This window comes from Niallia sp. FSL R7-0648 (genome assembly GCF_038007005.1).
In the GTDB taxonomy this organism is placed as follows: domain Bacteria; phylum Bacillota; class Bacilli; order Bacillales; family Cytobacillaceae; genus Niallia; species Niallia circulans.
This window is the reverse complement of sequence record NZ_JBBOWE010000001.1, coordinates 441294-454441: the sequence shown is the minus strand read 5'-3', so window position 1 is coordinate 454441 and position 13148 is coordinate 441294. Positions and strand designations below refer to the sequence as shown.

12 protein-coding genes are annotated in these 13148 nt (G+C 37.5%); 2 read left to right on the top strand and 10 right to left on the bottom strand.

Annotated features, from left to right (window positions below; all coding sequences use genetic code 11):
- Positions 1 to 17 precede the first annotated feature (17 nt).
- The 4 genes from NSQ89_RS02215 to NSQ89_RS02200 all read right to left on the bottom strand — a co-directional run bounded on the left by NSQ89_RS02215 (position 18) and on the right by NSQ89_RS02200 (position 5425).
- The gene (locus NSQ89_RS02215) at positions 18 to 2114 is read right to left on the bottom strand and encodes a 5'-nucleotidase C-terminal domain-containing protein (RefSeq protein WP_341132182.1); all 2097 of its coding nucleotides are present in this window, start codon (positions 2112 to 2114) and stop codon (positions 18 to 20) included.
- Positions 2115 to 2769: 655 nt separating this feature from the next.
- Positions 2770 to 4026, bottom strand: coding sequence for a YeeE/YedE family protein (locus NSQ89_RS02210; protein ID WP_047945032.1), 1257 nt, complete (start codon positions 4024 to 4026; stop codon positions 2770 to 2772).
- Between the two features lie 323 nt (positions 4027 to 4349).
- Positions 4350 to 4556, bottom strand: a complete 207-nt coding sequence (locus tag NSQ89_RS02205; protein ID WP_047945033.1) for a hypothetical protein — start codon at positions 4554 to 4556, stop codon at positions 4350 to 4352.
- Positions 4557 to 4597: 41 nt separating this feature from the next.
- Entirely contained in the window at positions 4598 to 5425 is an 828-nt protein-coding gene (locus NSQ89_RS02200) for a TrmB family transcriptional regulator (protein ID WP_047945034.1), read from the bottom strand.
- A gap of 126 nt (positions 5426 to 5551) precedes the next feature.
- On the opposite strand from NSQ89_RS02200, the gene NSQ89_RS02195 reads away from it, so the two are divergent.
- Complete coding sequence (locus NSQ89_RS02195) at positions 5552 to 6466, top strand: DMT family transporter (RefSeq protein WP_341132181.1); 915 nt, start codon at positions 5552 to 5554, stop codon at positions 6464 to 6466.
- Positions 6467 to 6520: 54 nt separating this feature from the next.
- Here NSQ89_RS02195 and wrbA read toward each other — a convergent pair whose 3' ends face one another.
- The 6 genes from wrbA to NSQ89_RS02165 form a co-directional block, all read right to left on the bottom strand.
- Positions 6521 to 7132, bottom strand: coding sequence for an NAD(P)H:quinone oxidoreductase (gene wrbA / locus NSQ89_RS02190; RefSeq protein ID WP_047945041.1), 612 nt, complete (start codon positions 7130 to 7132; stop codon positions 6521 to 6523).
- Between the two features lie 180 nt (positions 7133 to 7312).
- Positions 7313 to 7924: an alpha/beta hydrolase gene (locus NSQ89_RS02185; RefSeq protein ID WP_047945036.1), complete on the bottom strand. Its 612-nt coding sequence runs from the start codon at positions 7922 to 7924 to the stop codon at positions 7313 to 7315.
- Positions 7921 to 8868: a ring-cleaving dioxygenase gene (locus NSQ89_RS02180; protein WP_341132180.1), complete on the bottom strand. Its 948-nt coding sequence runs from the start codon at positions 8866 to 8868 to the stop codon at positions 7921 to 7923. Before NSQ89_RS02180 ends, NSQ89_RS02185 begins: the two co-directional genes overlap by 4 nt.
- A gap of 23 nt (positions 8869 to 8891) precedes the next feature.
- On the bottom strand, positions 8892 to 9503 hold the full coding sequence (locus NSQ89_RS02175) for a flavin reductase family protein (protein WP_341132179.1): 612 nt from the start codon (positions 9501 to 9503) through the stop codon (positions 8892 to 8894).
- Between the two features lie 18 nt (positions 9504 to 9521).
- Positions 9522 to 10460 carry a ring-cleaving dioxygenase gene (locus NSQ89_RS02170; protein WP_341132178.1) on the bottom strand — a complete coding sequence of 313 codons (939 nt, stop codon included), beginning with the start codon at positions 10458 to 10460 and terminating at the stop codon, positions 9522 to 9524.
- 146 nt (positions 10461 to 10606) lie between these two features.
- Positions 10607 to 11062 (bottom strand): MarR family winged helix-turn-helix transcriptional regulator, encoded by a 456-nt coding sequence (locus NSQ89_RS02165; protein ID WP_047945040.1) that lies wholly within the window; start codon positions 11060 to 11062, stop codon positions 10607 to 10609.
- A gap of 571 nt (positions 11063 to 11633) precedes the next feature.
- Here NSQ89_RS02165 and NSQ89_RS02160 point away from each other — a divergent pair.
- Entirely contained in the window at positions 11634 to 12908 is a 1275-nt protein-coding gene (locus NSQ89_RS02160; protein ID WP_047945042.1) for an IS110 family transposase, read from the top strand.
- Positions 12909 to 13148: the final 240 nt, after the last annotated feature.

Here is a 13148-nt window from a genome sequence, read left to right as displayed (position 1 = left end):
TTCAACTATTAATTTTATTAAATCTTTGAATATTTAACTTTTCTAAATACCAGGAATCCAATTCCGGCAGCTAATAATATTGCCCCAGCTACAATCATTGTATACATGTTTGTAGCTGTATTTGGAAGAGCATTTCCATCTGCATTGTTGTTTGTTCCTGGTGTTGCACCTTTATCTCCTGGCGTTTCTCCGTTATCTCCCGGGGTTTCTCCATTATCCCCTGGCGTTCCTCCGTTGTCTCCCGGGGTTTCTCCATTATCCCCTGGCGTTTCTTCATTATCTCCAGGAGTTTCTTCGTTGTCTCCTGGCGTTTCTTCATTATCTCCAGGCGTTTCTTCATTATCTCCAGGAGTTTCTTCGTTGTCTCCTGGCGTTTCTTCATTATCTCCAGGAGTTTCTTCGTTATCACCTGGGATTTCTTCTTCGTCTCCTGGGGTTTCTGGCTCAGCTCCACGTAAATCGACAATTCGGCCTTCAAGGACAGGATTTACCTCTCCACGTAAATCGTCTACCATATAAGAGCGTAATTGTTCCCAGTCAACTTCCCCAATGTCCTGTACCCGACCTTCTGCATACGCATTAGCAAATACTGGATACCCATCACCGCCTTTAGCAGTAAAGTTATTTGTCGTCACAAGGTATCTTTGGTCTGGTTGAATTTCTTGAAATTCCCCATTTATATTTACATACATAGAAACAACTCTGGAACCGGAATCTTTAGTGCTATCATAACTATACTTCATACCAGCTATATGAAGGAAACCTCCATTTTCCGCTGGAGCTTGACTAACACTCTGCTCAAGAATTTGCTTGATTTCTGCACCAGTTAATTCTAACACCACTGGATCGTTTCCAAATGGAAGAACTGCAATGATTTCTCCGATAGTAATTGGACCTTCATTAATTGCTGCTCGAATTCCACCGCCATTTTGAAAGGCAATTACTGTTTTTGGATATTTCTCTTTTGCTTTTGCTAACATGGCATCTGTAACAAGATTACCTAACTCTGTTTCATTAGCACGTACACTTACCGTACTTCCTTCACCTAGACGAGGGTTTGCTAATGTCTTTAGTGCAATTGCTCCTGATTCCTGAGTAGAAAGCTGTGTTATTTTATCTTTATATGGAGCTAATATAGCAGCAGCTTCTGGATCTGCTTCTTTTTGTGAAGCATTTATTAGCTGTCCTTCATGCCCAGAAACAACACCATTCTCATCAAACTCAACCGCTAGTTTTCCCAAATATTGTGCATATTGGTATGCTTGAACGATAAGAGTTGGATCTTTCTCCACACCATTCTCATCTGTTTTAATAACGGTTGGCTCATCTAATTGAGTATGTGAATGTCCACCAACAATTACATCAATTCCATCTACATACTTGGCTAATTGTAAGTCATTTCCGAAATCAGGGTTACTATCATAGCCAATATGAGTCACCGCAATAATTTTGTTAATCCCCATATCTTCAAAAGTCTTAACTGCATTTTCTGCCTTTTTAATATAATCTAAAAATTTTACATTTACCGGACTAGAGATGTTTGCTGTATCTTCTGTTGTCAACCCGAAAATACCAACCTTTTCTCCGTTAATTTCTTTCACTATACCATTGAAAATTTTTCCGTCTTCTGGTGATGCAGAGAATTCATTCTTTTGCAGATCTTTCATAAAATCATCGCCAGAAAAATCAACATTAGCTGCAAGGAATGGAAACTTTGCACCCTTAACAAACTCTGCCAATGATTTATGACCATTCTCATTAGAACCTAAATCAAATTCGTGATTACCAAAGATCATCCCATCCAAATTCATCATGTTTAATAGAGCTAGGTCTGCTTTTCCACGATATTCATTGAAATAGAGTGTGCCGGAAAAAACATCTCCTGCATTAAATACTAATGCATTAGGATCTTCTGCCCGCACTTCTTTAATAGCAGTGATCATATTTGGCAGTAAATCGGCACGAGCATGCGTATCATTCATGTGCATAATCGTTAACTTAAAATGATTATTACTCTCTTCCGCGTATGTACTAGCTGGTGAAATAACAGATACTAATAGTGCTAATGTTGTTATGATGCTAAAAAGAAATGCAAAATGCCTCTTCCTGTTCATTTAAGCAATTACCCCCTAATTAGTTTCGTTGACTTAAAGCAAATAAAAATCAACTTTTCTCCCTTATTGTAGAAATTCTCTATTAACCTATGATGAAACGGTTGTAAATCTCTGTTAATCTAGCTTATCTACTTATTCATAAATTAAATACTTTCTTGAGATAGGTTCTCAACTTACATCCCGTCATTAAATGCCTATAACAGGACAATTGCACCTCCCAACCTTTTTCTATATTACTAGTACCTGTTAAAATCTCATCTTCCATATTCAGGAAAAAAGTAAATTTCCTCTTCGCGATTAATGAAACGGTAGAAGCTTTTATCAGGAATCCTATCTTTACAACTAGTATAGAAAAGATTGTTTGTATTTTCTACATTTTTTTCATTTTTTTAAGAAAACAGACGAAAAAAATACCCAAAAAGGCGAACATTCAATATATTAAATACTTTTCCTGCCAACTTTAGGACTTAAAAAAGATATCCTCTTATATACTAAAATATTCGCACCTTCCCGAAATAAGTGAGACTTGGACATAAAGGAGAAAGACTTGCTCAAATTTCGATAGATTATTATCTTCTATTTAGATGTTTTTTTGAAAAGTTAAGTTTTTTTACAAAAAAAACAGGCATCATCTAAATGATACCTGCTTTTTCTCTTAACAAAATGTATCTTTTGACTTTGGTACAGAAAGTCCAAATAATGGACGAAGATACAAGGCAACAAATGTCCCAGCTAATGCTAATATTCCCCACACATAACCGTGAACACTGAATGATGCAATCCCGCCAAAGTAAGCACCTACGTTACATCCAAATGCTAGACGTGAGCCATAGCCCATTAGTAAGCCGCCAATGATGGAAGCAAGCACATTTCCAAGCGTCACTTTTGAAAATTTAAAGAGACCGCCAGCTGCTGATGCCAAAAAGGCCCCAAGGATAACACCGAAGTTTAGAATCGTTGTAGAATCTGCAAAAATAGAAGCTTCTAAAGCTTGAGCATTTGCCCCTTGCCAGAATCCCCAGCTTGCTACATCCATACCAAAAAATTGTGCCACTTTTGAACCCCATAAAGCAAAGGCAGAGGTGATTCCCCATGGTGTACCGCGTGTCATTAAGGTTAAAGCATTAAGTACAGCTAACACGATCGCTGCTGCGAATAATGGCCATGAACCGCGGAAAATACGTTTCCAGCCAGTTGTTGTTGGAAGAGGAGCCATTTTTGGCGCTTTTCTTTTTCTTTCCACAACTAATGTAATCCATGCAATTACACCAAATAGAATAATGGATACAATCCAAGCTCCACCATAGCCAAGACCAGTTGATGTCGCTAATGAAATTGGTGCAAAAGATGGTAAGTCTTCTGTCCAAAACGACAGATGAGCTGCACCAATTGTGGATCCGATAATGAAGAATAGTAATGTTACAAATGCAACAGAACGTCCGCCGCCTACTGCATACAAGGTACCAGAAGCACATCCGCCCCCTAGCTGCATGCCAATCCCAAACATAAAGGCACCAACGACAAGACTAACACCAACCGGTGATACATAGCCAGTAGCTCCTGTTCCAAAAAAGGAAACGCCGTATGCTAAAATTGGAGCAAATAGCGTTACCGCCACTGCTAACATCAGCATATGAGCGCGTAACGCCTGCCCATTTCCTACTGAAGCAAGTCTGCGAAATGCGGATGTAAAACCAAAACGAGCATGAAATAATGTATATCCTAGTAAGAGACCTAAAACTAATAATATCGGCTGCATACTTTTTTGTGTCATTAATAAATAGACTAGTAGAATCGCTGCTACAATGAGTCCACCAATAATTAAAGGCATCTGTGGAGCCTTTAATCCTTTTGGTTGTTCTTTTTGACTCTTTATCTTTTGAGCCGATTGAACATTTACTGAAGTTGTCACTCCAAAACACCCTTTCCCTATTAATATAGTCGGAATTACTTTTATCATCTTAATGGTATATTCAATTTATGTCAATATAAAATTACCTTTTAAAAAGCTATATTAAACTTTGTTAATTAAAAAAATAACATTCCGACTGTAAATACACCCTAATTTTTAGAAATAGACGTTTATTTTTGTTTTACTACTCTCTTTGAATAAGATGTTCTTTTCCCCTATAGAGGGATTCACTCCGTAGGATTTGCGCTAAATCTCTGCCTGTTTTTCTCGCCATCCCACAGAGTCCTCTCGCTTTCACTTCTATAAAAAAAATACTTTGTCTTTTAAATATAATCAAATATCTTTTGATAGCCAAAGGGTAATATGGACACAATGCTTACACTTATTCCAATGGAAAAACTTGAAAAAATAACAAACTTTCGCAGTGATATTTCATCACTCTTAAAAGCGACAACTAATGCCTTTATTATATAAAAAACGGTAATAAATATAATGGCAGCTGAAAAAAAGCTTATTAAAAACACTTCCATTACTTTCCCTCATTTCCATATAATTGGCATATCAATTTGATTTATTTCACATAATGCTTTTTGAAGTCAGGATAGATGGAAAATTTTCTCCGCAAATCAATAAGGTTCTTCCCAAATGAGTTTTCTAATATATCACGATGTTTCTCCAATATTTCCATTAAGTATAAATCATGGATCATTACTTCTGTAATCGGCATTACAAGTCCAACATGCATGGTCCAAGCTGCACGGCTTTCTTTTCCCAAGGAAATAATCCCAGCTAATACCTCTTGATCATCTCCACTAAAGACTAGCCATCTACCACCGTATTCCTCCGTAATTTCTTGACTCATATCATGGCGATATATATTAGCAAAATCTGATACTATTTCTCCATATGCAATAATCGTGATTGTTACGCCTCGATTTGCAGCCTGCTCTAATTCCATTTCTAGTTCCTTGAAATCCTCTGCCCATATTTCCATCAGTATCCTTTGTTCAGCAGAAGCAATACATTCTTTTACTTTAACCAATATCTCCTTACTTCCAGTGATGTTCCAGATGTTTTCGCGATCACTTGTTGTATTCTCAAATTTTTCCAATAACATTTCCGCCTGTTCAAAATTCTCTTCTGCTTTTAAGCGGCGATTTCGTATCAATTCTTTCGCTGGTACGGGAATGTATTGTGGTGTATTGCCATAGCTGACAAAAATGTCGCCACGATTGACAAGACTTTCCAGTACTTCGTAAATTTTGGAACGCGGCACTCCTGAATTTTTGGCAACGGCGTAGCCCGTTAAGGGAGATTCCGCTAATAAAGCTAGATAAGCCTTTCCCTCATATTCCGTAAAATTTAAATTTCTTAATGTCTCCAAAGTATTGTCTTTCATAGTCCCTCCGAATAGTTGCTACTTTAGTAACTATTATTTTACCAAAAGCTATTGCTTTATCACAAATCATTCTGCTACTATTTTAAGTAGTTACTTTTGTAGCTACTATTTTGAAAAGTGGTGTTGATGATGGAAAAAGGTATTCATATTTATTATTTAGCATGTATTAGTGCTGTGATATTGTGGAGTGGTTCTTTTATTACAACCAAATTAGCTTACGAAACCTTTGCGCCGATTCAGCTTGGAGCTGGAAGAACACTTATAGCAGCCCTTATTATCTGGATCATTCGCAAAATAACAAATTCAACAGAAAAAATCAGAAACAAGGATCGTAAACGACTTTTTTTAAGTGGTTTATTGGGAATTACCCTTTATTTCACCTTAGAGAATATAGGCGTTCAAATGACTTCTGCTTCTAATGCCGCCTTAATTGTTGCGTCCTTTCCTGCCATTACTGCACTGCTTGAATTTTTCCTTTATCGCTCCAAGCCTTCCTTACAAAAGATTTTAGGAATCTTTCTGGCTATTACAGGTGTTGCTATTTTGACACAAATTAAAGTAGATGGAAGCAATCAATCCTTTTGGGGGAATCTTATTCTTCTAGGGGCTGGAATAGTTTGGGCATGCTACAACTTTGTTACAAAAGATATAACGAGGAAATATTCAGCAATGACCATAACATCCTATCAAATGACTGTAGGAACTTTATGCTTTATACCGTTTTTACTTTGGGAAGATGAAGCGTGGAAAATGCCAAATGTGATCAGCATAACCTCTTTGCTCTTTTTAAGCATTGGCTGCTCCGTTGCTGCCTTTATTTTATATAATTATGGATTAAAAAAACTGTCTGCAAGTGCTTCCGTTTCCTTTATGAATCTTGTTCCTGTACTTGGGATAGTCTTCTCCGTTTTTCTTCTAAAGGAAATCGTTACATTGACCCAGGTTATTGGCGGAGCAATTGTCATTATCGGTGTTATTTTAAGCTCCATTCAAAAAGAGGAATTACCTCAACCGCTGCCATCGGAAGCTTCTGTGGAATAACAGCATGCAAAAAAACCAGAAGCTATCTACTTCTGGTTTTCCTATGTTTACAAATTATTGATTTCCTTTTTTAACCCACTCTGCAACGGTAACAGTACGTTTCGCTTGGTGTTTAACTGCACCTTGAACGTCTTCGATCATTTTTCCATCTTGTCCTACTGTTACACTTGTTCCATAAGGGTTTCCACCTGCACCGAAAAGAACTGGATCTGTATATCCTGGTGCAGCAATAATAGCGCCCCAATGCATCATAGAAGTGTATAAGGATAATAATGTTGCTTCTTGTCCACCATGTGGATTTTGCGCAGAAGTCATGGCACTAACTACTTTGTTTACTGTTTTTCCGTTTGCCCATAGACCGCCTTGTAAATCAATGAATTGCTTCATTTGAGAAGGCATTGTACCAAAACGTGTTGGAACACTAAAAATAATCGCATCTGCCCATTCAATATCTTCCGATGATGCAACTGGTACATCTTTTGTTGCATCCACTGTTGCTTTCCAAGCTTCATTGCTGTCAATAACAGATTGTGGCGCTAATTCTTGTACTTTTACCACTTTCACTTCTGCGCCAGCTTCTTTTGCTCCTTCTGCTGCCCATTGTGCTAGTTGATAGTTTGTTCCACCCATACTATAAAAAATTACTGCTACTTTAACATTTGACATATTTTCCATCTCCTTTGATTTTCCAAATAATTTGTTTAAAAATCCCATAAGTACACCTGCTTTATTTTTTTATTGATCTCTTATAAGAATCACCTCCACTGAAATAGTCTTTTCAATGTTAGCTGTTCTTCTTATTCCCCAATTGTAGAAATTTATGATTGGTTTTTCTCTTTTTAATGATTAGTTATTCATTAAGGCCGAATACCATTTAGAAGCTGCTTTTACTTCCTCTGCTGTTAGCTGATGGCCTCTGTTTTCCCAATGCATTTCGACATTCGCATTCGCATTAGCAAGCATTGATTGTAGTTCATTTGATTCTTCTTTTGAACAAATTGGATCATTCGTTCCTGCGGTAATAAATACTCCTTTTCCTGTTAAGTCAGGGAGCGTGATTCCTCTTCTTGGAACCATTGGATGATGTAGAATAGCTGCTTTTAATGCATCCTGATAGTGAAATAATAAGCTTGCAGCAATATTGGCACCATTAGAGTAGCCAATTGCCACGATATTGTCTCTATCAAATTCATATTTTTGGGCTGCTTCATCTAGAAATTCATTTAATTCCTTTGTACGAAAAATTAAATCTTCTTCATCAAATACACCTTCTGCTAAACGCTTAAAGAAACGCGGCATGCCGTTCTCTAAAATATTCCCACGGACACTTAGCACTGAAGCTTCATCATCAATCATTCCCGCTAGTGGCAATAAATCTAACTCTGTTCCGCCTGTTCCGTGTAACATCAATAACGTGGGTTTTTTCGGATCTTTTCCCTTATTGAAAATATGTTTCATCCCTTCTCCTCCTCTAAGATTCTAACCTCTACTTTAGGCAAAGCAGCTGTTAACTCATCACGCTTTTCTTCTAACCACTCAGGAAGCATAAGCTTCTCTCCCAGCTGTTCTACTGGCTCATCCACCGCAAATCCAGGTCCATCAGTAGCTATTTCAAATAGAATGCCGCCTTCTTCATGAAAATATAAGGCTTTAAAATAGTTTCGATCCTTCACTTCCGTTGGATAATACCCTTTTTCTTGAAGCAGCGTTCTCCATTGCTGAAGCTCTGTCTCATCTTTTGCCCGCCAAGCAATATGGTGGACAGTTCCTGCTCCCATGAGACCACGAACAGACGGGGTCAATTTGATATCTATCACATTTCCTATCTGTGCATCTGCAAAGAAACGGAGATACCCTGCATCTTCTCCTACACATTTAAGACCCAATATATGTTCTAATACCTCTGCTGTTTTGTTCGGTTGTGCTGAAAGTAATGTTGCTCCGCCAAAACCTTTAATAGCAGCAGCGGGATAGATCGAACCTAGCTGCCAATTACTTGCTGGTCCTTCGTTTCGTTCCACTAATTCGATTTGCAGGCCATCTGGATCGACAAATTGCAAATATTTTTCGTTAAATCTCGCAGCACTTTCCACTTCTACACCAAAGGAAAGAAGACGATTTTTCCAAAATGCACTGCTACCTTGTGGAATAACATAACTCGTTACACCAACTTGCCCTTGGCCAATTCTACCTTTCAGCTGTTTTTCCCATGGAAAGAAGGTAATAATTGTTCCTGGTTCCCCTGTTTCATTCCCAAAATAGAGATGATATACTTCTGGGCGATCAAAATTAATTGTCTTTTTTACCAATCGTAGACCAAGGACACCTGCATAAAAATCAATATTTCTTTGTGCATCATTTACCATTGCTGAAATATGATGAATTCCTGCTGTTTTTTGCATCTTATCCTCTCCATTTCATGGAACTATTGTGGTCTTACTTTTGTAAACATGTCACCAATTTTTGCATAGTCATTTCCCGCTAATCTGCTGACAGCTGCTAACCCTCTTGGATCAATTCTGCCATTTTCATACAGGGTAGAATCAATGTGATAATGAACCACTCTTCCAATTAGAAAATCACATCCAGGAAGTGCCTCGGTACCTCCCAATTCTAATGAATGTTCCAATACACATTCCATACGAATCTTAGCTTCCTTTATCCCCGGTACAGAGATGGCGCTGCTATCTATCGGTGTTAATCCTGCTAATTCAATCTCACTTTCACTTGGCGCAAGACTTGCTGCCGTTTGATTGATTTTATCAACATTTTGTTCATCTACAATATGAATGACAAATTCCTTTTTGTTTAAAATGTTCCTTGCCGTATCCTTTGGTTTCCCATTGGAACGCTGAATGGATAACGATATCATTGGCGGATTAGATGATACAATATTAAAGTAGCTGAAAGGAGCCCCATTTAAGACACCCTCTTCCGACAAGCTAGTAACAAAGGCAATAGGTCTAGGAATTATGCTTCCAATTAGAAATTTATAATTCTCTCTTTCTGAAACGGTTTTCGGATCAATGGAATGCATCAAATCATCCTTTACAAATTAGTCGAGATTTCTAACATCAATTGGTATTAATCTGCTATTAAGCTGTTCTCTATATTGTTCATATTGACTTGGCAGCATTAATGTCTCCCCTAGTGTTTCTTTAGATTCATCAATGGCAAATCCTGGAGGATCTGTCGCAATTTCAAAGAGGATTTCACCATGCTCTCTAAAATAGATGGCATTAAAATAATTTCGATCCTTAACAACTGTTACATGGTATCCATTTTGCGAGACATGTTTTTGCCAGTCTAATTGGTCAAGATCATCCACTGCTCTAAAAGCAATATGATGAACAGTCCCAACACCCATCTCTCCACTTCTGCCTGTAGTTAATTTTAAATCGATGACATTTCCAATATCGCTAAAGGAACGGAAACGTACATATTCTCCTTCTTCGCCAACTTTTTTAAACCCCATCACTTTTTCTAAAAGTTCTGCTGTTTGTGCAGGTTGTTTCGATAAAAGCGTTGCACCGCCAAATCCTTTAATAGCATTTTTAGGTGTCACCTCACCAAACTGCCAGCTATTATTTTTCCCTTCTGCTCTTTCTACTATTTCTAGCAGTAAGCCATGAGGATCAGAAAAAGCTAAGTATTCCTCTCCAAAACGCTCTGTTTTTGTGAAAGAAATATTAAATTTTGCTAACCTTTTTTCCCAAAATGAAAGAGCTCCTTTAGGCACCACATAAGACGTTACGCCGACTTGCCCGTCTCCAATAACTCCTTGACGCGCTCCCGCCCATGGAAAGAAAGTAATAATCGTTCCTGGATTGCCGCCTTCATCTCCAAAATATAAATGATATGTCCCTGGATCATCAAAATTGACAGTCTGTTTCACTAAACGCAATCCTAATACACCTGCATAAAAGTCAACATTCTCTTGCGGGTGGCCTACGATTGCCGTAATATGGTGAATTCCACTTGTGCTCTTCGTCATTCCCGTTCACTCCTATTCCAATTTTCTAGCAAGCTTTATTTAATTACTATTTGTTATAAGCAGAAAAATCATTTATAGAAATTCTCTATTTTGCTCATTACTACGAATTAAAATATTATTAATTCGAGATATAACCTCAAAAAAAATCACATCTCTTGTGCATGAAGCCCTAATTTTTTGAGCTGTTCAATCAGTATTTCTTTTTCTTTATTGTCTAACCCGCCACATATCTCGTTCATAGCTGCTCTATGCTTTGGAAAGACTTTGTCCATAAGCTCGGTTCCCTCTTCTGTTATTACCACATAGGTTATGCGGCGGTCTTTTGGACAAGGTTTTCTTCTGATTAATTTTTTATTCTCTAATTTATCTACAACATAGGTAATGCTGCTGCTTGCAATCAAAACTTTTTCACCAATCTTTTGAATTGGCTGATCCCCTTTGCTATAAATCAATTCCAGCACAGAAAATTCTGTAGGGTTTAACCCGAGACATTTTATATCTTCTTCTACTCGTTTCTTTATCGATTGCAATGCTCTCGACAACACAACGAATACCTTTAGTGATAAATCTTCTTCATATTTACTTACTTCCTTATTATCCATGATAATCTTCCTTTCAATTATCTTGAATTCGAGATAATTATATAATACTTTATTTGTACATGTCAACTACTTTTCATAAAGTGATATACCAAGCGTGTATTAAAGTGGTGTAATCTACATTTGCTTATATAGTCTTACGAATTTCCATTATGCCCATTTCAAATAGCTTTATAAAGAGCTTTTTGACTAAGTAAATCTATTGCTTGTCTCTGTACTTTGATTGCATGTTTCCCATAAAAGATCAAAAGGAAAAAAATACACAAAAAAGAACCTTAACACTATGTTATAGTTCAGACTGTCGACAAACTCCTAATTCAGTAATTAGGAGTTTGTCTTAGTTTATAAATATAGATTCTTTTAAATAAGAGTTGATTTCCGTTTCAGGGTTCGCATTCCGTGGGGCTCGCGCTAAGCCGCTTCGGCCTAAGGCCTGCAGGGTCTCAAACTGTCTCGCAGATCCCACAGGAGCATTCCTGTGGGATTAGTTTCTGTGGTATTGCACAAAAAAAGATCCTCCTTTATGATGCTTATATTGAGACCAATCAACACAGCGTCAGAAGGAGAATCTATTATGAATAATACCCGTAATCACCGTTTAAATCAAGTGTCTACTTCCACTTTAATCATTGGAATTGACATTGCTAAAAATACACACTATGCATGTGCGGTGGACGATCGAGGGGTTGAGTTAAGTACCTCTTTTTCTATCCACCAGTCTCATCATGGTTTTCATCAATTTTATCTCAAGCTTCAAAATCTAAAGGCAATTCATCAAAAGGATGATTTATTGATTGGATTCGAGCCTACTGGGCACTATTGGATGAATTTAGCTGCTTTTCTTACCCAAAATGATATTCGTTTTGTCATGGTCAATCCTCTACATGTGAATCGTTCCAAGGAGTTGGATGATAACTTACAAACGAAGAATGATAAGAAGGATGCGAGAGTCATTGCTAAACTAATAACCAATGGATACTTTAGTGATCCTCGTCAAATAGAAGGAATAGAAGCAGAGCTTAGAGAAGGTTCCTCTATTCGGTGGAATCTGAAAAAGGACATTTCGAAAGTGAAGAATCGTATCATTCGCTGGACGGATCGTTACTTTCCTGAATTTAAAGTAGCATTTAAAGATTTAGGGCTGAATGCATGTGCCATATTAAAACATACCCCTTTACCAGTAGACTTAATGGAAAAAGAAATCGAGGAGTTAGTCCTTTTATACTTGGAAAAGGAAAAACTAAAGTATCCAGCAAGACCTAAAATAGCACAACTAAAGAGAGTGGCGGTACAATCTATTGGATTAACAGAAGGCTCCAATATGGCTCGTATAGAAATTTACTCTTTAATTACTCAATACGAACTTCTGACAAAGCAATTAGAACAGGTAAATGAAAGTTTAAAGACACTAGCAGAGCAACAAGCGGAATATCATTATTTATTATCAATCCCTGGCATTGGGGAAACTACCGTTATAGATTTACTAGCAGAAGTGGGTTCTCTCAAGCATTATAAACATCCACGCCAACTTATTAAATTAGCGGGATTAACCTTACGAGAGAACTCTTCTGGAAAGATGATTGGACAAAAGCGAATCTCCAAAAGAGGGAGAAGAAAGCTGCGAGCCCTTCTCTATCGTGCTGTCTTGCCTTTGATTAGAAATAATGAAACCTTTTATGATTTATATCAGTATTATATCTCTAGAAAAGAAAACCCTTTGAAGAAGAAAGAAGCATTAGTCGTTCTATGTAATAAAATGTTAAAGATTTTTCATGGACTTTGTCAGCAAGAAGTACTGTTTGATAAGGAGCGAATGAGACAAGATCTCTCTATCCTCCAACCCAAATAAAAATCTATAAGACGGTTATATTCAAAAAGATGACAGGAAAGCTGGCTTTTAGAGAGACTTACGACTTAGAGTCCATACAGGAGCATGATGCCAGCCTCTGCCTTATGATGAGACCAAACGAAGGAATGTAAGCGCGCGACGCTAAGAGACATGGGAGGGTACGTCCTCATAAGAAGAGTAGAGATACCGGATGCATCTAATAGTGTATATTTGTCAATAAATCCCTATTGGCTCTAGCGT

What these genes read in the sequence shown, in the direction of transcription:
- NSQ89_RS02215 (WP_341132182.1), bottom strand. Translation starts at nt 2,114, where the DNA reads ATGAACAGGAAGAGGCATTTTGCATTTCTTTTTAGCATCATAACAACA.
- NSQ89_RS02205 (WP_047945033.1), bottom strand. Translation starts at nt 4,556, where the DNA reads ATGGAAGTGTTTTTAATAAGCTTTTTTTCAGCTGCCATTATATTTATT.
- NSQ89_RS02200 (WP_047945034.1), bottom strand. Translation starts at nt 5,425, where the DNA reads ATGAAAGACAATACTTTGGAGACATTAAGAAATTTAAATTTTACGGAA.
- NSQ89_RS02195 (WP_341132181.1), top strand. Translation starts at nt 5,552, where the DNA reads ATGATGGAAAAAGGTATTCATATTTATTATTTAGCATGTATTAGTGCT.
- wrbA (WP_047945041.1), bottom strand. Translation starts at nt 7,132, where the DNA reads ATGTCAAATGTTAAAGTAGCAGTAATTTTTTATAGTATGGGTGGAACA.
- NSQ89_RS02185 (WP_047945036.1), bottom strand. Translation starts at nt 7,924, where the DNA reads ATGAAACATATTTTCAATAAGGGAAAAGATCCGAAAAAACCCACGTTA.
- NSQ89_RS02180 (WP_341132180.1), bottom strand. Translation starts at nt 8,868, where the DNA reads ATGCAAAAAACAGCAGGAATTCATCATATTTCAGCAATGGTAAATGAT.
- NSQ89_RS02175 (WP_341132179.1), bottom strand. Translation starts at nt 9,503, where the DNA reads ATGCATTCCATTGATCCGAAAACCGTTTCAGAAAGAGAGAATTATAAA.
- NSQ89_RS02170 (WP_341132178.1), bottom strand. Translation starts at nt 10,460, where the DNA reads ATGACGAAGAGCACAAGTGGAATTCACCATATTACGGCAATCGTAGGC.
- NSQ89_RS02165 (WP_047945040.1), bottom strand. Translation starts at nt 11,062, where the DNA reads ATGGATAATAAGGAAGTAAGTAAATATGAAGAAGATTTATCACTAAAG.
- NSQ89_RS02160 (WP_047945042.1), top strand. Translation starts at nt 11,634, where the DNA reads ATGAATAATACCCGTAATCACCGTTTAAATCAAGTGTCTACTTCCACT.